We start from the raw sequence: 20,407 nt of genomic DNA, 5'->3' as shown, positions 1-20,407 counted from the left end.
AAAGCTATTTACCAATACCGATATAAAATGTAAATAAAAATATCTTTATAATTATGCATTAAAAAAATATAGTTAGGCATTAAAAAAAGCCACCCCGAAGGATGGCTTTTTTAATTAATCAACGCTTATCAACTAGAGCAGGAATTATTGAACTTCCATGTCTTTAGTTTGTTCAACAGTCATAGATTTGTCACCAGTGATGATGGCATAAACACGACGGTTCATAGCGCGACCTTCTTCAGTATCGTTTGGCGCGATTGGACGCTCATAACCATAACCAACAGTACTTAAGCGACCTGGAGCAACACCAAATTCGTTAGTCAACATAGACTTAACGGCAACGGCACGAGCTTCAGATAGACGTTGGTTGTATTTCGCTGAAGGACCAGTCTTAGAAGCATGACCTTCGATACGAGCTGTAGAGTTAGGATACTCGCGCATCTTCTCTGCTACTTTAGCGATTTCTGGTTTGTATTGATCTTTGATCTTAGACTTATCGTTGTCAAAGAAGACACGAAGTTCCATTTTCAATTCATCGCTTACTACTACTTCACGTGGGCAACCGCGCTCGTCAACTACGACGTTCATTGGAGTGCCTGGGCAAGCGTCTAGGCTATCGATTACGCCATCGCCATCAGAGTCAACGTCTTGATCTTCTTCAACAACAATAATAGGAGTTGTTGGAGTATCGATTGGCTCAGCAGGTGGTACTGCTACTGTTGGTGCTAAATGGCCACCTAGTACGACTTCTAGACCAGCTAGAGCCATGCCTTCCCACCAGTTATTATCAAAGTTGTGGATAGCACGGGCTTCACCACGTAGGCTTAGTGCATCGTTGATACGATACATAGCACCTAGACCTAGGTTACCGATAGTGTCAGTAGACTGAGATACTTCAGTACCTGCTTTAACGACATTACCAGCACTGTTAGTGTATTGCTCTTGGTTTTCTACTTTGATTTTCGACTGACCAGCACCAATCAATACATATGGCTTGAATGGGCTTTCAGTGTAACCGGTGAACTCTTCAGTACCAATTAAGAAGTTACCAGATAAAGTTTGCTGTTCCATATCAAAACGGTTAACACCCGCGTCAGCTGAATCTTCAGAAGCTTCGCCGTTAGCGTTAGAAACACCGTACTCAACTTGGAACTGAGTAGAAGGGGTTAGTTCGATACCAAGCGCTGCACCAGTATATAGGCCGCTTTCCATGGCTACGCCACCGTTATCATTACCACGAGAGCCATCACCGATTTGTTGTGAAGGTGTTTGACCGTTCTGATAAAGATCTTTACCAGTACGGAAGATATCACGTTGCTCATCGTGAGCTTCGTCAGTGTAGTGATAACCTAAAAGTAGTGGGCTAACAGTAACACCAGCTGTTGCTGCCATTGGCGCTGCAGCCACTGCTACTAAAGCTAGAGCAATTTTATTCAATTTCATGGACTTCCTCCAAAGGATGATTTAAGTCATGCGTTACGCAAAACCAACTTTCTACTGCGCTTTATAACGAGTTACCCTCTCACAGGGATATATCCTGCTATAAAACAATTACGAAGTAGCTTAGCGACTATCAATAAAGTTTACAACTTTTTTCTGTCAGCAGCTACACATTATTACATCTTAACATACAAATACTATCTAAATCAGTAAGAAAAACTTTTTATCTGACCCTATAAGTACAGCTAATTTCTTATTTAATACTAAGCAGACTCACTGATTAACACCAAAAAGGTTAAAGGGCTAAGAAATAGTAATTCTATAGTAACTTAAGACAATACATCATCTAACTTATAAGACCTTCATTCACAGTAGTTATAAAAAACTTATAACCTTTGTTAAGCCAACCCTACTTGTCAAAGCGATTACGTAAGAGGATGTCTTTATTTCTTACTAGCCATTCTAATACACTTTTTGTTACTTCTCTATCTTAGATAAGAAAAGCCACTATATTGAAACAATTACTGACACTTGAACTGGTTTTAATCCAATCCAATAATAAATTTTTATAAAAATATTTTGAAGTAATATTAAATTAAATATATAAGTATAACTAGATTATTCACCATTCCACAGCTTCTATGGCTCGAATTTATCAGCCCTTAACTCTATGAATCGCAATTTCAAATAATAACAGTTGGTCATCTTCTCATTAATGTGAGATCTGGAACCACTATGCCTTTAATAGCAATGGAAATAGCTTCATCAGGTAAACAACATGGCATTACTCTAATTGAATTATTAGTTATCATTATGATTTTAATAATTATAGTGGGCATAGCCGCTCCCAATTTTCAGGACTGGCAAGAAAAAATGGAGGCAAAACGTATTGAAAGAGTTTTAGTGAGTATATTAAAACAGGCTAAAAGTGAAAGTTTTATTATTCGGCATGATGTCTTATTCTGTTTATCCAATGGTACAGGACGCTGTCATAGGAACAGTGATGAAGAATTACTGTTATTTATAGACCGTAATAATAATAGACATTATGACGCTCTAACCGATAAATTGATAATTAGAGAAGCTACTGGGCTGAAATACGGCAGTTTATCCCTAAGAATGGGGGCAAGACGTCACTATACTAAGTTCTTTGGAGATACAGGCCTGCCTAGAGGAAATATGGGCCACATCAAGTACTGCCCATTCTCAAGCAACACCAATAGCATGTTTCAAATTACCTTTAGTAATGTTGGTATTATTACTCCTAGACCTTATAGTAATCGTCGTACCGGCTGTTAAAGAGTATTATGGGCAACCTATTTAAAGCTATTCTATATGCTCGGCTCCATGGCTTTTTGCATCGCTTTGACTGACTCAGCTAAGCCCATAAAGACCGCGTCCGCAATTAGGGCATGGCCGATATTCAACTCATAAATCCCCTCAATCTGGGCGATAGGCCCAACATTATCTCGAGTTAAACCATGACCAGCATTCACAATTAAACTGTCTTTGTTGCTCTTGGCAAAGTTAACGGCGGTTTTGATACGCTCAAGCTCTGTTTGCTGCTGGGGCAAATCGTCTGCTAGCCCCGCTTCAGCATAGGCGCCCGTATGCAACTCGATGGCGTCAGCACCACAAGCAATAGCCGCTGCAATTTGCTTGGGTTCAGGGTCAATAAAAAGTGAGACCTGACTACCAGCCGCCTGTAATTGCGCAATAATTTCAGTCAGTAACTCTCGCTGGCCTGCTACCTCAAGCCCACCTTCCGTCGTCAACTCTTCGCGCTTCTCTGGTACCAAGCAAACCCAAGCTGGTTTTACTTGGCAAGCAATAGTTACCATTTCTGCAGTAGCGGCAATTTCTAAATTCATCCGCGTGGTAATAGCCTCTGCCATAGCGTAGACATCATAATCTTGAATATGGCGTCGATCTTCACGAAGATGTAGAGTAATACCGTCTGCGCCAGCTTGCTCACAAATACGAGCAGCTGCCACAGGACAAGGATAGTTAACACCGCGTGCTTGGCGCAATGTCGCCACGTGATCAATATTGACCCCTAACAAAGGGCGCTTAGATGATGTCATAACCAGAAACCTCGCTACGATGATTATTTATAATATAAAGAAAGTTTTTGCATAAAAGAGCGGAACAGGACTTGAAGAGATTGAACAGTAGACTAGGATTTAATAAGTCTATTTATTGATAACGCTGTTGTTGTTGCCATAACAGTCGACTTTGTAGCGGTTCATAATCTAAAAGATGAGCAACTAAATCGCGATTAAGGCGTGACCAAAGCGGTAGAGTGGCTAAGCAAATCCCTTGCTCTTGCATTTTAAATAATTCACTGCCACTAAAAATGTTCGCTACGCTAAAGCCATTAGATTCTATAACCTCTGAGCTCACTACAGGCATAAAGCCAACTTCTGGTCGATAACTGTAGTGCTGCGCAGGCTCAACGGGTTGTGCCTCAGCATCATAACTTAACAATATCTCGTAGCCTAAAGCATTAAACAGGCTATGCTCAAACTCTCGCAAACATAACTTTAACTCATCAGCGCTTAATGGGGCACGCAATAAGTTTAGACTGGCTGCATAACGTGTCCATAGCTCCGGCAAAGGGTCTTCAACCGGTAAGAGACGATACAGGATTTCGTTAAGATACAACCCAGCATACTGTTGACTACCACGTATGGTCGCATTAACTGAAGTCATTTGTACTTGCGTTAACGTTTTCAGCTCTCGCTTGCCGGTTGCAAACATTTGCAAAGACTCAAATAGTGGCAAACCACGTTTGCCAACTCCATGCACAATGCCATGCTGCTCGGTGAATAAATAATATAAAGCGCGTTTTTCTTGATAAGCGCGATGATGCAGTACATACCCAGTCAATGTCTCATTACGCATAACCGCTGTTTACTCCCCCCTGCAACGAGCTTCTATCCGCCCATTGCAGCAGTATCAACGCTAAAAAATTATTAATAGCCTAGACTGGTTAAAGCACGCTCGTCATCCGACCAGCCTTTTTTGACTTTAACCCAAAGCGTCAGCATGATTTTTTTATCAAACAGCTGCTCCATATCTTTACGGGCATCCATACCCACTTGCTTAATGCGTTGACCTTTATCACCAATAACAATGGCTTTTTGGCCATCGCGCTCTACATAGATAGTGGCATCAATAAAAGTACAAGCTTTGCGTTTACGGCCCGTCTTTGGATCATTATGAGCCGCTTCATCTTTAAAGCCATCAATTTGCACTGTTAAATCGTAAGGCACTTCATCACCTGCACTACGCATAATTTTTTCACGAATAATCTCACTCGCTAAAAAACGCTCCGAGCGATCAGTGATTTGCTCGCTGTCATAAATAGGCGTACCAACGGGTAAATGCTTGGCAATAACCTCTTGCAGACGGTCCAAGTTTTGATTTTTAAGCGCAGAAACGGGAACGATATCAGCGAAATCAAAACTTTCGCTAAAGTCTTCAATCAACGGCAATACACTGCCTTTGTCTTTAAGCGTATCGGCTTTATTGATGACCAACACTACCGTTAGGTTGGTTTCGCCCAACTTCTGTAACGTCAGTAAATCGTCCTCACGCCATTGGTCTGCATCGACTACGAACAATACTAAGTCCACATCAACTAAGGCGGATACTGCTGCTTTATTCATGCGTTCATTGATAGCGCGCACTTCATTTTTATGGATACCAGGTGTATCAACAAACACCGCTTGCATCTCATGATTGGTCAAAATGCCATGAATACGATGACGGGTAGTCTGTGGCTTACGCGAAGTAATCGATAGCTTTTGCCCTAACAGGTGGTTCATGAGCGTCGATTTGCCCACATTCGGCCGACCTACAATAGCCACGTACCCCGACTTAAAAGTATCGGCATTCGGCAAAGCCGTGTTGTTAGCGAAGAAATCATCGATAGCCGCAAAACTTTCTACCAATTCGCCTTGGTCATCCACGCTGATAGCCGCATCATCGCTATCTGCACTATCGGTATGTGCAAAATCATCCGCATTTTCTACGGCAAGAGTATTAGGAGTATCTGCCTGCTCGAGAGCAGCATCTTGATTAGAATTTAAATCTTTCATTATAATTAACTAGGCCTTATAGCTTAAAAGCTATGTTCAAAAATAGGTTTAAATTTGGGTACAAAACTGAGTTTAAAATTCGTTTTAAAAAATATTGAATAAAATAACAAGGGGTTGAAAAAGGATTAAATAAGGGGTTAGAGGTCGACCTAACCTAAAATAGGGTTTGGCCTGTCCCAGTAAGTTATATCTATTACCTCAAGCAATCTTAGCGCTTTTTGTTAAAGCGTGTCAGCTTATTCAGCTGAGCTACCATCAATTCTGCAGCTTTCTGCTCAGCAATACGGCGACTCTCTCCAGACTCAGTGATATCTGGGCACTCAGCGATATCGACATGACACCTAACCACAAAAATCTGATTTGGGGCATTGCCACGCGTTTCCATCAACTCGTAAGTAGGCAGGTCAATCTGTTGACCCTGTAGCCATTCTTGCAAGCGACTTTTTGCGTCTTTAAGCACTTTTTGGTCATTAACATTATTAATCATATCACCGTACCACGCTAAAACGCAGTTACGGACAGTGTCCATATCTTGACTGTCTAAATAGATAGCGCCTATCAGAGATTCGACAGCATCTGCCAATATTGAAGCGCGATGACGCCCGCCGCCTTTACGCTCGCCAATGCCAAGAATAAGATGTTCGCTTAAGCCTAATGATTTAGCGATGGTCACTAAACATTCTTGTCTTACTAAGGTCGCCCGCATCCGGGTTAATCGACCTTCGTTTTCTAAAGGGTAGCGATGATATAAAGCCTCACCAACTATCATCCCCAATAAAGCGTCGCCTAAAAACTCTAGTCGCTCGTAGTTCTTTTTGCTATCGAAAGAGCGATGGGTCAAAGCCAGTTTTGGTAATGCTGGTGAGCGAAACTGATACCCTAAGCTACGCATTAAAATAGCCAAACGTTGCAGGAATTCTGCACTTACGGGTTCGGCAGTAGCAAGGGCGATGGTAGGGTCTGGAAACGTCTGTAAAGATTTAACAGGCTTCATGCTTTCCTAATTAAACGAGAATGACTCATTATATAAATATGGGGAGAAAAATAACTAGCCATGACTGACTACTACTTTAAAAGGGCTGTCAGTCACTGACTATTTAGCTGCTACGTCCGGAATATCCTCTTCAAAACGGTTCACAATATCTACATTACCAAAGAAGTTATTCGTTTTACTATATTTTTTGTGAACAGCGAGCTGACCTACTTGTTGATTATTGAAGGTAATTATTTCCTCCACTTTAGCATCATAGCTAGCATTAATATTGAGCTGAGTAGCCAAGGCGGTCATAAACTCTGCAGCCGTTTTATTTTGATTATTTGCTTTTTCAAGCTCGGCAGCAATTAAATTAGACATTTGATAATCACTAATCTGGGCAGGAACAATCGCTAACAATAATTTGACAGCCGTAATAAGGACTAGAATAAAAATGATAACACCACTAGCACTGGCTCCCACTTGAGCACTTGGCAAGCTATTCTTCGGTGAATACATAAAAGTTCCTAATCAAATCATACCTATTGCACAAAGACTTGAGCGCTCTAAAATTTCAGCTTACTATCTATAAACAAGGTCTCTAAATGAGATTTAATGGATAGCGCCATTTCTAAAAAAGCTAGGAAGCTTAAGGCCGGGAGCTTTATGCATCCAGATATAAACCGCTTTACCCGCTAAGTTTTCTTCAGGGACAAAGCCCCAATAACGGCCATCGGCGCTACGATCACGATTGTCACCCATCACGAAATATTGACCTTTTGGCACACTGACTTGCCATTGCGTCCCCGCAGAAGTCACTACATTAGGCGATTCAGCTTGCAAAAACGGCCCATATTGTGAACTATTAAAAGCTTCTAAATAACGGACAAGATGCTCGTGCTTGCCTTGTTTCTCTTGATAATAATCGGCGTGGGCCTCTTCTTCTTGACCTTCCGCTATAGCTTCTTCTGCAGAGACCACCTCTCCCGTCGGTCTTGGACCAGCAGGTACTAATTGTGAAGTCAACGTCTCATCAGCTGCAAAATCAACAGGCTGTGTCTCTAATGGCTCACCATTGATAGCCAACGTACCATTGTTATAGCTGACCGTATCGCCTGGTAAGCCAATCACTCGCTTAATATAGTAGATGCTTGGTTTTTCAGGATAACGAAATACCATAACATCGCCATGTTCAGGACTGCCTGTATCCAAGACCTTATTATAGGTCAATGGCAAGCGGACCCCATAGGCAAACTTATTTACCGCAATAAAATCACCGGTATATAAAGTAGGCACCATTGAAGAAGAAGGAATATTAAAAGGCTCGATTAAAAAAGAGCGCACGATAAGCACTACCGCCAGTACCGGAAAGAAATCATAAGCCCAACGGACTAAGGTGCTTTCTTTACCACGACCCTTGGTGCGGCGCTGTTTCCAAACTAATTTATCCAACAACCACACCAGACCTAAGGCCAACGTCAATGGTACCAATATTAAATTAAAATCAAAATCCATCAACGTGCCCTACATTCTTTAAAAGGATAGTCATCAGCAAAGTAAATCTGTATCGACTTATCATGCTTATTTATTTAAATACAATCTCTCAATACTTCGTTAGCAAGAAAATAGATTTAGCTGTCTACTTGCAATACCGCTAGGAAGGCCTCTTGTGGAATCTCTACGCTGCCCACTTGCTTCATGCGTTTCTTACCTTCTTTCTGTTTAGACAACAGCTTTTTCTTACGTGAGACATCACCGCCATAACACTTGGCTGTCACATCTTTACGCATGGCCTTCACCGTACTACGAGCGATAATCTGACTACCAATCGCCGCTTGAATAGCCACGTCAAACATCTGTCTTGGGATCAATTCTTTCATCTTTTCGACCAACGCATTACCACGATGACGCGATTGATCTTGATGGCAAATCATCGCTAGCGCATCTACTTTTTCACCATTAATCAGCACGTCAACTCTCACCAGCTTATCCGTGCTATAACGCTCGAATTCATAGTCTAATGAGGCAAAACCGCGGGACACTGATTTCAAACGATCGAAGAAGTCCATAACGACCTCTCCCATAGGAATATCAAACACCATCTGCACTTGTCTGCCCATAAAGCGCATATCGACTTGGATACCACGACGATCCATACACAGCTTCATAACGTTACCGAGATAGTCTTGCGGTACTAGGATATGACAACGCGCAATAGGCTCACGGAATTCATCAATGAATCCAGGGTCTGGTAGTCTAGACGGGTTCTCTACTTTAATGGTTTCGCCATTCTTTTTGACAATCTCGTAGATAACCGAAGGCGCCGTGGTGATCAGGTTAAGATCATATTCGCGCTCAAGACGCTCTTGAATAATCTCCATATGCAGCATACCTAAGAAGCCGCAGCGGAAACCAAAGCCTAGAGCATCTGAGGTATCGGGTTCAAAGAATAGCGCTGAATCATTAATCTGCAAGCGCTGCAAAGCTTCACGGAATTTTTCAAAATCGTTTGAGTCTACAGGGAACATACCCGCGTAAACCTGCGGGGTGATCTTCTTAAAGCCGGGAATGCGGTCAACATCAGGGGTTTTCGCGTGGGTAATAGTATCCCCGACTGGCGCGCCCATAATGTCTTTAATACCAGCAATAATGAAACCCACTTCACCGGCTTCTAAACTGCCAGTATCCAAAGGCTTAGGCGTAAAGACCCCAATAGAGGTTACCAAGTGCGGCTCTTTGGTAGATTTAATAAAGATCTTATCGCCTTTTTTCACGCTACCTTGACGCACACGAACTAAGGAAACCACGCCTAGATAGTTATCAAACCAAGAGTCAATAATTAACGCTTGTAATGGCGCTTCTCGATCACCCGTAGGCGCTGGAATAACAGCGACTAAAGTCTCGAGCAGCTCCTCTACCCCAAGACCTGACTTGGCCGATACGCGTGGCGCATCTACGGCCTCAATACCAATAATGTCTTCAATTTCTTGAATAACCCGTTCAGGCTCAACTTGCGGCAAGTCAATTTTATTGAGAACCGGTAAGACTTCTAAGCCTTGCTCAACGGCGGTATAGCAGTTGGCTACTGACTGCGCTTCAACGCCTTGCGCCGCATCGACTACTAACAATGCACCTTCACAAGCGGCTAAAGACCGTGACACCTCATAAGAGAAATCTACGTGGCCTGGGGTATCAATAAAGTTCAGCTGATAACGCTCACCATTAGGATGGTCATAATACAGCGTGACGGACTGCGCTTTAATAGTGATACCACGCTCACGCTCGATATCCATAGAATCTAGGACCTGAGCTTGCATCTCACGGTCTTGTAGCGCCCCACACATTTGAATGAATCGATCGGCAAGCGTCGATTTACCATGGTCAATATGGGCAATGATTGAGAAATTACGAATATTTGCTAATGCGGTCACGAATGCGCCTATTAATGTTGGATCGGTTTATTTTGGATCAGGTGAAGACGGGCTCAGTTGAAAAGTAAATGTCTATTAATTAAGACTAGAATCAAGCTAGTGCAACGTCAATTTAAAACAATATTTGGTGGCCTAAAGACCTTGGTAATGCCCCAGTATTCACCCAAATTTAGGATGAACTGACATTAAAAAGCCTTAAGCAAGGGCTTATTTTAACAGCTTTACCCGTAAAGTAATATCCAAATACCGTTTATGGCTGCAGCTTACTTTGCTGGTCGGTCTCACTGCCCATAAAGGCGTTAGGATGCAAGTGTTTATACATCCAAGGAGACTTGCCATAAAAGGCGCCATTCAATTGGGTCTGTTCAATTAGGAATTCTCTAAAACGCAGGTAAAACTCATTATCGGGGCGTTTAGGCGTCTGCCAAAAATCATCTAACGGCTGTGAGTCGGTCAGCTGTTCCGTATCATATATGGCTCGGCCCATAATTTTAGTGGGTTTTTGGTGATAAATAGATTGCAGACCTGTCGTACTATTAATCGTCACCATACCTTTGCTATGCTTCATCAAGGTAGGCAGGTGCATATCACAGCCATAAAACACTCTATCGGCTATATTATAACGGGCAGCGATACTGCTCACTACAGCTCGATAATCACGATGGCCTCGGTCTAGCGGGTGATGTTTGAATACTAATAGTTGCTCTTGCGGGGCGTGGCTAGCAAAGCTACTAATCACCTCATCGATAAACTGCACAATATCCAAATACGGGCTGTGATGGGTAATTTGCGAGTCGTTATGCACTTGTAAACTGACTAAGAAATATTGTCCATCTGCTTTATTCACCAAGTTTTTTTGCAGCTTTTTATCCGGATAATAGCTGGCCAATTTACGCCAAGGAGCCTTTAACCAAGCTATCGCTTCTTGCCAGGCCGTCATACCGCGGTAATGGTGATAGTGAGGATACTGGTGTTTAAAAGCCCGCGTAATGACATAATAAACAATGGCAGCAATACACAGTCGATAAAAACGATTATGCGTATACAGTGGCTTGTCATTGGCTTTTTTTAACGCTTTGATATCTTCTGTGTTTAAGCGTGAGTAGCCATTAATACCGTGCTCTTGTAGGGTAATGTAATCCGGGCGCAAATAGCCTTCTTCAAAGACAAAAAAGGATACTCCTAATTTTTCACACAGCTTGGCCGCTTGTAGATGATGCGGCCGGCAATCGCCAAAGCAGACTACAGCGTCTATCTTATGCTCAGCAATGAACCCTGCCAACCAAGCCGCAAAAGCCGCTAGCGTGCCTGTATAGTTATGAGCCTGCTCATGTTTATAAAAAAACGCATCGCCTGCATTAAAATTTATTTTACTCACGGCAATATCTTGCGACTGTAAAAAACTCGCAAATCGATTAAAAAATGACCCCATCTTGCCTTGTAATAACAACACGTGTTGGTGAGTTAGCAAGTGTTGCATTGATGCTGCCATAAGATAAAAATACCTGATTAACGCGTACAGACGTACGATGAGGATAAAAAAGTGTAGCAATTAATAAGCAATCTAACAGATAAAGGACTAATTATACTTAATAAGACTGCTTGGCTTCACAATTTTCTATTAATACGATTCGAGTTTGTATTAACAATCCGTTTTAATTTTTACTAAGTGCTAACCAACGTTGGCGCTGCTGCATAAATTTAGTTTTTAGGTGTTGTTGGGTACTGGTCGTCAGCCTGCTATTAACCGTGGTTTTGATTGCAGGGTATAAGTAATCGATGACTTGCTCAGGCTGCGCTAGCCCATAACCGTTGGGCAGGCGATATAGGGGATAATCAATCAAGGTGCAATGAATAAGCTGCTCTAGAGTCAACGTAGAGGAGCGTTGGCGGCGCTGTAGATAGCTACATTTGGGTTCGACGTGCGCATCTATATCTGTCGTTAGACCCCATCCCGCATAAAAAGGCAAACCATAACAAGTCACTTTCAGCTCTCTAAGCAAGGCCTCAAACCCAGTTAATGAGCTGATGGTATGCACTTCATCTACTGCATCTAAACAGTCCGGCATAGCCATCTCATAAGCCACACTATCTACCAGGGCTAAAGTTGACTCGGCAACCTTACCTGAGCGTAACCCAGCTTCCACATCAGGGTGCGGCTTATAAATTAAATAAGCTTCTGGATGCTCACAGCGGACTCTTTGAATAAGCGCAGTATTGGTAGTGATGGCTGAGCCGCAATACTTAACGGACAAATCATCTTCCACTTGGCCAACGATGAGTAATCGGCGTTGACCCCTGGTTTTTGCCTTACCAACCCCACTGGCTTTATTGGCTTGCCCGACATTATATTTACTGACTCGCTGCTCTAATAACTTTTGCCATAACCTTTGTACCCGCGCTTGCTGCTCAACCGTTAACTCGGCACTAGTGACCAATAGCTGTTCGAGGTCAGAAGGCTGGGTGGCATCATAATAAATCCCTTGGCTATCAATCACTACGGACAAGGGCGCTAATAATGTGGCGCCCAAACCATTCGAGCGGATAAATCCATCTTCCATACAATATATTGGCGGTGCGGCCACGCCTTTTTTCTGTAGTCTTGCTTGCAGCTCTTGGCGTTTTGCCAACCCCCAAACTAAAGCAGGGCTACTCAAGCCCATACGAAAATGGTCAGGATGCAGTAAATTTTTCAGCCTAGGCTTAGGTTTTATAAATAGCTGGGTCTTAGGGAAGTCTACGAACGCTTTAACAAAAGGCAACTTCCAGCGGCTAAATTCATATATGGTTAACGGCGTTGCTAATTGTGCTTGCCAATGACGGTTACTAATTAACCAAGTCATAGCGGTATCTAAATCGCAGGCACTCTTGGTTGCTGGGTCAACATAGCGGCTATAATCAATATAAGCGGCGTAAAACAGCTGATCAATTGACATAAGACTGGTCAATGTTTGATGAGCGGCTTTGTTACGCTGTCCCGTAGCTTTCTGATAACAGGCTAAGCGGCGCTTCATGACCTTTTTTAGCAATCGTTTTGGGGCCTGGCGATCGTCAGTCAATCCCCAACCACTATACCAATTGACGCCAAAACAATGTACGGTTTTGCCTAATATCAGGGCTTCAAAACCCATATGCGAGCTCACTGTATAAACATGGTCGACTTGTTTTAGCAAAGCAATAGGATTGACAGCGTCCGTTAAGACCTGCACACGTTGGGGCAGTTTAAGAGAATTCAGATAACCTTGTTTACCAGCAGGATGGGCTTTAATCCAAATTGTGGCGTCAGGATGCTGCTGACAAGCGCTCTTTAGCATCTGCTTAAAATGCTGCGCACTCGCCCCTGCTCCTTTAACAGAAGCATCGCCAAAGACTTGATCAATTAGTAAGACATGATAGCTGTTAGAGGGAGGCGCTGAGGCAGTTAAAGATGGACACGCTAGCGTACTGTTATATTTACTTAACTCATGAGTACACAGCTTGTTTATCAAAGCTTGCGCAGTAGTGAGCTGCTCAGCTGACCACTGCACAGCAGTGGCTAAAATAAGCTGCTCTAGACGCGAGGTCGCGCTCAGATCAAAGTACATACCCAAATCATCAACGACGACGCTTAAACCGTATTTACTGGCAATCCCCGAGTCAAGTGAACGCAAAAAGCCATCTTCTACGCTCAAAGCAGCAACCCCATACTTGCGGGCTTGCTTACTGGCGCGGCGGAAGCTCTTTTTACGTCCCCACCCTATAAACGCTTCAGGTGGTGCAGCGTTAGCAGTGAAACCCGACCAAGGATACCAACGCAGAATATGAGCGCCCAACACTTCGGGCAGCAAAGCATTATTGTTTATCATACCCTGCCCTAGTACCCCTAGGCTTGCTGGAATAGCGGGCGTAGCAGTAGCGTCGTAATTGCCACTATTTTCAGCAGGAGGTGCTAGGTCGCTTATTCGTTGACTATGACTCATTGTAATTACAAATCTAAGATAACTTTAGCGGCCACTGCAAGCTGATAGATAATCTGTGACACCCCACGCGTAATCTCGACCCGTTTGGTCTTCACTTTCGGCAACACCATAATCTCATCGCCCTGCTGAATACGATAGGCCGTGTTCACGACTTCATTCTCACCATTTTGATGCACCACTAAAATTTCACTAGTATCGGCATTATCATCAAAGCCGCCTGATTTCGCGACATAATCGCCCACAGTAAAGTTAGGATTAAAGGTTAATGCCCCTTGCGCACGCACTTGACCATTAACGGTAATGACGGAAGTTTGCTCAGGAATCTCAATGATATCCCCCTGCTGCAGAATCACATCTTGCCAAGAGTTCGGCACGACGACCAGCTGACCTGTTGGCTGAACATTACGGGCTTTAGCGATAAACTGTTTGACTAAATTCGCGTCATCTTGACGTAAGGCAGCTTCTTCACGCGTCGTCGATTGTGTGGCAAGGGTCATCTCTTCTAAGCGATCTAAGGACTTATTAATCATCCTTTTTTGTTGATCAGCAATAGACTCACGGTAAATAGTCAGATGGGTCATGCTGGCCAATTGGGTAGGTTGCAGCTGCGCTACGACATCTTTTAGGCGCGCGCCATAAGGTAGAACTACTGCGCCATTACCCGTATGAGCCCCTTTAACTTGTACCGCGATAGTGCCCGCATAACGATCTGAAGTGACGACCAATTTATCGCCATTATAAACGGCGACATTTTGCGCATCCGCTAAGGTATAGTACTCTGCGGTTTGCGCACGCCCTGAACTGCGGGTAATACTGACGTTGGTCGCATTGGCTGCTGGGTTCGCCACACTTAAGACATCGCCAATGGTCAAATCAGCGACGTTAAATTCGAAAGTATAAGGGTTTTGTACTTGGCCTGAGACCTCAAAGGTTTTCTTTTGCGGAGCGACCGTAATCACATCGCCATCTTGGAAAGCAAACGGCTGCAACTGACCCGCTAATAAGAAATCATATAGGTTAACTTGCTGGACCAAACCACCATTGCGACGAATTTGAATATCGATATAGCTGCCACGCTCGGGATCAACGCCACCAGCACGATCTAAATAGGACAATACAGAATCGGCTGCTAGGCCACCATAGTAACCGGGTTGCTCTACGAAACCGGTCACGAAGACTTTTACAGGTTGCGCTTGCTCTAGTGAGGCATATACCCCTACATTGGAACGATAAATACGCTTGACCTCTTGCTCCACGACACTCTGTAAATTACCGTTTTTCACACCAGCAATACGTACAGGACCGACGTTAGGTAAGAATATATTACCCTGTGGGTCGACCGTCATGGTAGCGGCATATTGATAAGCGCCCCACATACGGACCTGGACATTATCGCCTGGATTAATAGTATAACTGTCGTTAAAGGTCGAGCCTGATGTGGTTGAAAACGCCCCACGGAATAACTGCTCGCCAAACATCTTCATTTCAGTAGCGACATTTTGATAGGGCCGCGTGGTCGTGATAACCGACTGTGAAGGGAGACTTGCTGCATCAACCGCTTCCTGCGCTGAGGCTTGTGCTGGCACGCCATTACTAAAGGCTTGGCCACTATTCTGCGCCACGCTATTGGCTCGCGTTCCAAAGCTCGTCCCAGAAAACTGATCGGCATAGCTACTAGCAGCCTGAGCACCTGACACTGCACTAGCTACTAATAACAAGCTTAAAGCGCGACTTAATACAGTCACAGCAGGACGTGGGGGTAGATTCATGGGTCTAATTCCTTAACTAATTCTAGCGACAATACTTATATTAACAGCTTCTATCAACACCACTTTAACTGCGATGATCTTTGACGACGGCTATAATCAAACGAATAAACCCATACAACACTAGCAGTAAGGCTAAGGAGGTCCAAATAATGTACATATGCCGCGGATAGGTGGCTTCCTCTGCTTCATAAGGGGTAGAAATGACAATTAGATTTTTCATCTTGCGGAAGGCTTCTAAGCGCGCTTTTTCCAATGAAGATAAGGAAATCTTATACAGCTCCGTAGCAAACTCTACGTCAGCTTTGATACTCTCAAACTGCACCGCTTGTTTATTTAGCTTGGTGGTGTTCGGAGAGGTTAGTTTCTGCTGTTCTTGTTCTATTTGTTGTTCTACGGCCGTAATCTGACTGCGCAAAGACACGACTTGCGGTGCATCAGGATTAAGGTAGCTTAATAGCTGGCGCTCCTCAGTGCGTAGTGACGACAGTTGGGCTTGCAAACTACCGACCAACTGATTGACCATCACCGCATTGGCTTGCGGATCAAAGATTTCATTCTTATTCTGATAATTCAGTAGCTGCTCTTTTGAGTCATTGAGCTTATCTTCGGCTTCTTTAAGCTGGGTCTCTGCAAAAGTTAACTGATCACGAGCGACATCTTGCGAGATCCGGTTCACAAATTGCTCAGACTCTTTAAGAATAGCTTGGTTCAGCTGCAAAGCATATTCTGGAGAAAAAGCTTCTGTGGTAACTGTAAGAATGGAGCTCTGTTCATCTAAATTGATGCGAACTCGTTTCTTAAAATACTCCAGCAACTCTTCTTGGGTAGCATCAGGAGCAAGTTCATAGATAGGATCGCTACCGTCTACATAATAGGCTTCACGAAATTTAAAGCGCGCATCTAAGCGCTTAACCATATCATTCGACAAAATATATTCGGTGAGATAAGTCGCGTCTTCTTTACTGGTGCTATTAACCCCTAATAATGCCGTCAATCCTCCAGCCGAAGGCACTGTGGTATCGCTCACCTGTTTGACCACCACATCTGCATTTGAGATATAGCGAGGATGGGCTAACGTCATCACATAGAAAATAATCAGCACCCAAGGAAGAATCACGAGGCCGATTAACAGCGAGAAGTTGATAATCTTATTTTTTCGCTTTGTGGACATGCTCTTTATACACCTCAATCGCTTCTTTAGGATCTTCAAACACGTGCGCGGTTTGATTCATTAATACAATGCCAATGTCACAGTTTCGTTCGATGTCGCCTAAGTTATGCGACACGACTAAAAACCCTGCTTGTTCACGTCTAGCAGCTAATATTTCCTCACTACGTTTACGGAACGCAGCATCCCCTACAGCACCCGCTTCATCAAGCATATAATAATCAAAATCAAACGCAAGACTCAGCCCAAAGGTCAGTCGCGCTTTCATACCTGACGAATAACTCTTTACTGGCATGTCAAAATAGTTACCGATATCAGCGAATTCTTCAACAAAACGAATTTTTTCATCAATATAATCGCCACTCGAATACAGCCTGCAGACAAAGCGGACGTTCTGCCGTCCCGTCAAACTGCCCTGAAAACCTCCCGCTACGCCTACTGGCCACGAAATGGTCGAGTTGGTAATAATCTCGCCACTATCGGGCTCATCAAGACCACAAATAATACGCAATAGTGTCGATTTCCCAGCGCCATTACGTCCTAACAAGCCAACGCTTTGTTTATCACCAATCATTAAATTTAGATCACGAAATAAGTAATGACGGCCATTTTTAGTCATAAATGACTTAGTAATATTTTTAACTTGAATCATAGCTAGTTATCTTATATTGCCTATTATTCAATTAACAGCATATTTTATCGAGAGCGAATCATATCGCGCTCAGCATATTTATAGAGTAATAAACCTATAAAATTCACTGCAAACATCCATTTTATAAAATACCAAATATCAATATGAAAGGCCGGGTAATTGGGGGCAAAAGCATGACGCATTAATTCAATATTGTGAATAAAAGGGTTGTATAACAAATAACTAAAGTAAGGCTCAGGAATAATATGGATAGGATAAATAATGCCAGAAGTGAAATATAGTACAGTAAAAATGACAGTGATAACTTTACTAAGCTCTCCACCATAGAAACCGACTACCATCATCATTAACGCTACGCCAAAACTAAAGAAAAATAAAGTTATCCAACAGAATAAAACGATGTGTAAATTTCCTAAGTTGGGATAGATATCAAAAAAAGCTAACCCTAATAGTAGAAGTATCAAAGTAAAAAAATAGATTATAAGTTCTAAAAAAGAGCGAGCAATAATGACATCAATGTGACGAATCGACCGATACATTAGCAGACCTTTATTCGCTTCCGCTGCTCCAAGCGCACGCACAGCAATACGCTGAAACATACGAAAAGGCACCATGCCAGATATTAGGAATAGCATAAAGTCCATTCCTGGGACTAGCTTTTCACGTATAGCTCCGAAAATTACTAAGTAAATTAAAACTTGTAATAAAACCTCTAACGGCGCCCAAAGATAACCCAGACGATAGCCACCAAAACGGGTCTGCAATTCACGCATCAGGAGCGCATGGAAGGCCGCGCCCATGACTTTTAGGCCACTGCGATGCTTTACCGGACGATAAGGGGGAAGCTGAACTGACATATAATACCGCGATACTCGTAGACTACAGGGAAAATCAGCCCCTATGATAAGTAAGCTATAAGCAAGATACAAGATATAATCGGTAGCCGAGTGTCGCTCCCTGCTATTACATCAGAGGATTATTAGGAGTGGCCAAGACCATTTACTAGTTTACTTCTCCTATCAAACCCTTAGAACTATAAGCGCAGCTAAATAGCGCCCAATAAAAAAGCCAGCAACCTAAGTTGCTGACTTTCTTATTTAAATATGGTGGCGATGAAGAGACTTGAACTCTTGACCTCACGATTATGAGTCATGCGCTCTAACCAGCTGAGCTACATCGCCTTTTAAGGGTCGCTATTATGCCGAACACATTGCCGACCGTCAACCCCAAAACTGATAATAATTTGAAAACTTGCTAAAAAACTTGTAAAAACCACTAAAAAGGTTGGTAAACCGATAAGCCGGGTTCTGTCTTGAACGATCATTCATCTAGGCGACCCATTGCTGAGCCGCTCGAGCAACCTACCCGCACCGAACGCGGGCCGCGCCATACCGGTGCCTATTTGGTCTTGCTACGCGTGGAGTTTACCTTGCCGTGAACTGTTGCCAGCCACGCGGTGCGCTCTTACCGCACCCTTTCACCCTTACCGAATCACCCGAAAGCAATAAGGCGGTCTCCTCTCTGCTGCACTTGTCGTCAGGTTACCCTGCCCAGCCGTTAGCTGGCACGCTGCCCTATGTAGCCCGGACTTTCCTCCCTCTAGCTGCTTATAACAAACAAGTTGCTAAAAACAGGCAAACGGCGATCGTCTGGTTTACCAAGCGCGCTAGTATAACAAAGTCTAAGTCATAATACCGAGTTCTTTTTAGTGTGTTTGCAGAATTAAAGATAAAAAATTATGGGCCAATAAAATACTAGCTACCAGTTACTGCCCAGTGATACGTTTATATTTTGCCATTAAATCAGATTCGGTCTCAGGGTAATTTGGATCTTTTGGGATACAGTCAATCGGACAAATCTCTACACACTGCGGCACATCAAAATGGCCGACACATTCCGTGCACAGGTCTGGATTAATCTCGTAAATTTCTTCGCCCTCGTAAATAGCATCATTAGGACAGGCCGGTTCACAAACGTCACAGTTGATGCACTCGTCAGTAATGAGTAGTGCCATCGAATTTCTCCCTATCTCCTGGTTCACTTTAGTAAATTAATTTCAAGCGAATGGAGTTAATAGCAGCTGTTATTCTGCTACCATCATAACTTTAATTAAAAAACAGCATTAAATAGCGCTAGCTAAATCAGCTAAGCTATTGTTTAAGCTCATGCACTACCGCTAACCAAATTACTTATTAGCTAACTTCTCGTTAAAGCCTGCCAATACGCATTCGGGAACAAATTTGGTCACGTCACCGCCTAATTTGGCAATCTCACGAATCATAGTCGATGAAATAAACGAATAATCTTGCGATGGTGTTAAAAACACCGCTTCAAAATTCTCATCAAGTTCGCGGTTCATATTGGCCAGCTGAAACTCATATTCAAAATCAGACATAGCCCGCAGACCACGCAAGACCGCAGTCGCCTTTTTTTCCCGCATAAAGTCGACCAATAACCCTTCAAAGCCAATGACTGATACTTGTGGCAAATCGCTGAATACAGTCTCAACCATGGCCACGCGTTCTTCAAAAGTAAACATCGGCTTTTTATGATGCCCGATGGCTACAGCGATAACCACTTCATCGAACAATTTTACCGCACGATTGACTAAGTCGACATGACCATTGGTAATAGGATCAAAGGTACCCGGATACAAAATCTTGGTATGTAAGGTATCGGCTTTGGTCGTCTTTGGGGTAATAGGTGTCATAGGCAAGGCATCTAATCAGTGATAAGGAAAAAAGCAGTAAGAATAAAGCGAAAAATCAAGCGCTCCCTTATATATTAACAAGTTTGCGCGATAGTGAATACGCCTAATCCCTTATTATATCTTGCCGGTGTCTACGTTGAATAGGCAATGGGCTTTATAAATGTCACCATCTTAAATAAGATTAACTATACTGCGTTAACCA

Annotated in this window: 17 protein-coding genes, 1 tRNA gene and 1 other RNA gene; 1 reads left to right on the top strand and 18 read right to left on the bottom strand. The window is 43.1% G+C overall.

What is annotated here, in order from left to right; genetic code table 11:
* Positions 1-144 precede the first annotated feature (144 nt).
* Entirely contained in the window at positions 145-1,443 is a 1,299-nt protein-coding gene (locus ACZ2XM_RS05595; RefSeq protein WP_490587380.1) for an OmpA family protein, read from the bottom strand.
* A 732-nt stretch (positions 1,444-2,175) separates the two neighbouring features.
* On the opposite strand from ACZ2XM_RS05595, the gene ACZ2XM_RS05590 reads away from it, so the two are divergent.
* Positions 2,176-2,739, top strand: a complete 564-nt coding sequence (locus ACZ2XM_RS05590) for a prepilin-type N-terminal cleavage/methylation domain-containing protein (protein ID WP_490587379.1) — start codon at positions 2,176-2,178, stop codon at positions 2,737-2,739.
* A gap of 32 nt (positions 2,740-2,771) precedes the next feature.
* Here the strand turns inward: ACZ2XM_RS05590 and pdxJ are convergent, their stop codons facing one another.
* From pdxJ to coaD, 17 genes are all read right to left on the bottom strand, one after another.
* Positions 2,772-3,524, bottom strand: a complete 753-nt coding sequence (gene pdxJ, locus ACZ2XM_RS05585; protein ID WP_490587378.1) for a pyridoxine 5'-phosphate synthase — start codon at positions 3,522-3,524, stop codon at positions 2,772-2,774.
* A 112-nt stretch (positions 3,525-3,636) separates the two neighbouring features.
* Positions 3,637-4,344: a DNA repair protein RecO gene (gene recO, locus ACZ2XM_RS05580; protein ID WP_490587377.1), complete on the bottom strand. Its 708-nt coding sequence runs from the start codon at positions 4,342-4,344 to the stop codon at positions 3,637-3,639.
* 71 nt (positions 4,345-4,415) lie between these two features.
* Positions 4,416-5,543 (bottom strand): GTPase Era, encoded by a 1,128-nt coding sequence (era, locus tag ACZ2XM_RS05575; protein ID WP_490587376.1) that lies wholly within the window; start codon positions 5,541-5,543, stop codon positions 4,416-4,418.
* 208 nt (positions 5,544-5,751) lie between these two features.
* Entirely contained in the window at positions 5,752-6,537 is a 786-nt protein-coding gene (gene rnc / locus ACZ2XM_RS05570; RefSeq protein WP_490587375.1) for a ribonuclease III, read from the bottom strand.
* Positions 6,538-6,636: 99 nt separating this feature from the next.
* Positions 6,637-7,035, bottom strand: coding sequence for a DUF4845 domain-containing protein (locus ACZ2XM_RS05565; RefSeq protein WP_490587374.1), 399 nt, complete (start codon positions 7,033-7,035; stop codon positions 6,637-6,639).
* A 93-nt stretch (positions 7,036-7,128) separates the two neighbouring features.
* Positions 7,129-8,031 (bottom strand): signal peptidase I, encoded by a 903-nt coding sequence (gene lepB / locus ACZ2XM_RS05560; RefSeq protein WP_490587373.1) that lies wholly within the window; start codon positions 8,029-8,031, stop codon positions 7,129-7,131.
* A 116-nt stretch (positions 8,032-8,147) separates the two neighbouring features.
* A complete protein-coding gene (gene lepA, locus ACZ2XM_RS05555; protein ID WP_490587372.1) occupies positions 8,148-9,947 on the bottom strand; it encodes a translation elongation factor 4 in 1,800 nt (599 codons plus the stop codon).
* Between the two features lie 250 nt (positions 9,948-10,197).
* Positions 10,198-11,439, bottom strand: coding sequence for a capsule polysaccharide biogenesis protein (locus ACZ2XM_RS05550; protein WP_490587371.1), 1,242 nt, complete (start codon positions 11,437-11,439; stop codon positions 10,198-10,200).
* Positions 11,440-11,602: 163 nt separating this feature from the next.
* Positions 11,603-13,906, bottom strand: coding sequence for a capsule polysaccharide biogenesis protein (locus ACZ2XM_RS05545; protein ID WP_490587370.1), 2,304 nt, complete (start codon positions 13,904-13,906; stop codon positions 11,603-11,605).
* 5 nt (positions 13,907-13,911) lie between these two features.
* On the bottom strand, positions 13,912-15,675 hold the full coding sequence (locus ACZ2XM_RS05540) for a polysaccharide biosynthesis/export family protein (protein WP_490587369.1): 1,764 nt from the start codon (positions 15,673-15,675) through the stop codon (positions 13,912-13,914).
* Positions 15,676-15,739: 64 nt separating this feature from the next.
* Positions 15,740-16,846, bottom strand: coding sequence for a KpsE/RkpR family capsule polysaccharide export protein (locus ACZ2XM_RS05535; protein ID WP_490587368.1), 1,107 nt, complete (start codon positions 16,844-16,846; stop codon positions 15,740-15,742).
* Complete coding sequence (locus ACZ2XM_RS05530) at positions 16,824-17,495, bottom strand: ABC transporter ATP-binding protein (protein WP_490587367.1); 672 nt, start codon at positions 17,493-17,495, stop codon at positions 16,824-16,826. The genes ACZ2XM_RS05535 and ACZ2XM_RS05530 overlap by 23 nt, the downstream gene beginning before the upstream one ends.
* A gap of 44 nt (positions 17,496-17,539) precedes the next feature.
* Positions 17,540-18,295 carry an ABC transporter permease gene (locus ACZ2XM_RS05525; RefSeq protein ID WP_490587366.1) on the bottom strand — a complete coding sequence of 252 codons (756 nt, stop codon included), beginning with the start codon at positions 18,293-18,295 and terminating at the stop codon, positions 17,540-17,542.
* Between the two features lie 304 nt (positions 18,296-18,599).
* Positions 18,600-18,676: transfer RNA gene (locus ACZ2XM_RS05520), tRNA-Met, on the bottom strand.
* Between the two features lie 99 nt (positions 18,677-18,775).
* Positions 18,776-19,156, bottom strand: an RNA gene (gene rnpB, locus ACZ2XM_RS05515) — RNase P RNA component class A.
* Between the two features lie 104 nt (positions 19,157-19,260).
* A complete protein-coding gene (locus ACZ2XM_RS05510) occupies positions 19,261-19,509 on the bottom strand; it encodes a YfhL family 4Fe-4S dicluster ferredoxin (protein WP_490587365.1) in 249 nt (82 codons plus the stop codon).
* Between the two features lie 171 nt (positions 19,510-19,680).
* Positions 19,681-20,205, bottom strand: coding sequence for a pantetheine-phosphate adenylyltransferase (gene coaD / locus ACZ2XM_RS05505; protein ID WP_490587364.1), 525 nt, complete (start codon positions 20,203-20,205; stop codon positions 19,681-19,683).
* Between the last annotated feature and the right edge of the window lie 202 nt (positions 20,206-20,407).

It is taken from the genome of Psychrobacter sp. CoH-33_TS_01 (genome assembly GCF_058189395.1).
The sequence above is the reverse complement of the archived record's forward strand: the minus strand, read 5'-3'. Positions and strand labels throughout refer to the sequence as shown.

What these genes read in the sequence shown, in the direction of transcription:
- recO (WP_490587377.1), bottom strand. Translation starts at nt 4,344, where the DNA reads ATGCGTAATGAGACATTGACTGGGTATGTACTGCATCATCGCGCTTAT.
- ACZ2XM_RS05550 (WP_490587371.1), bottom strand. Translation starts at nt 11,439, where the DNA reads ATGGCAGCATCAATGCAACACTTGCTAACTCACCAACACGTGTTGTTA.
- ACZ2XM_RS05540 (WP_490587369.1), bottom strand. Translation starts at nt 15,675, where the DNA reads ATGAATCTACCCCCACGTCCTGCTGTGACTGTATTAAGTCGCGCTTTA.
- ACZ2XM_RS05525 (WP_490587366.1), bottom strand. Translation starts at nt 18,295, where the DNA reads ATGGGCGCGGCCTTCCATGCGCTCCTGATGCGTGAATTGCAGACCCGT.
- pdxJ (WP_490587378.1), bottom strand. Translation starts at nt 3,524, where the DNA reads ATGACATCATCTAAGCGCCCTTTGTTAGGGGTCAATATTGATCACGTG.
- ACZ2XM_RS05530 (WP_490587367.1), bottom strand. Translation starts at nt 17,495, where the DNA reads ATGATTCAAGTTAAAAATATTACTAAGTCATTTATGACTAAAAATGGC.
- rnc (WP_490587375.1), bottom strand. Translation starts at nt 6,537, where the DNA reads ATGAAGCCTGTTAAATCTTTACAGACGTTTCCAGACCCTACCATCGCC.
- ACZ2XM_RS05590 (WP_490587379.1), top strand. Translation starts at nt 2,176, where the DNA reads ATGCCTTTAATAGCAATGGAAATAGCTTCATCAGGTAAACAACATGGC.
- ACZ2XM_RS05565 (WP_490587374.1), bottom strand. Translation starts at nt 7,035, where the DNA reads ATGTATTCACCGAAGAATAGCTTGCCAAGTGCTCAAGTGGGAGCCAGT.
- ACZ2XM_RS05595 (WP_490587380.1), bottom strand. Translation starts at nt 1,443, where the DNA reads ATGAAATTGAATAAAATTGCTCTAGCTTTAGTAGCAGTGGCTGCAGCG.
- coaD (WP_490587364.1), bottom strand. Translation starts at nt 20,205, where the DNA reads ATGACACCTATTACCCCAAAGACGACCAAAGCCGATACCTTACATACC.
- ACZ2XM_RS05510 (WP_490587365.1), bottom strand. Translation starts at nt 19,509, where the DNA reads ATGGCACTACTCATTACTGACGAGTGCATCAACTGTGACGTTTGTGAA.
- ACZ2XM_RS05545 (WP_490587370.1), bottom strand. Translation starts at nt 13,906, where the DNA reads ATGAGTCATAGTCAACGAATAAGCGACCTAGCACCTCCTGCTGAAAAT.
- lepB (WP_490587373.1), bottom strand. Translation starts at nt 8,031, where the DNA reads ATGGATTTTGATTTTAATTTAATATTGGTACCATTGACGTTGGCCTTA.
- era (WP_490587376.1), bottom strand. Translation starts at nt 5,543, where the DNA reads ATGAAAGATTTAAATTCTAATCAAGATGCTGCTCTCGAGCAGGCAGAT.
- ACZ2XM_RS05535 (WP_490587368.1), bottom strand. Translation starts at nt 16,846, where the DNA reads ATGTCCACAAAGCGAAAAAATAAGATTATCAACTTCTCGCTGTTAATC.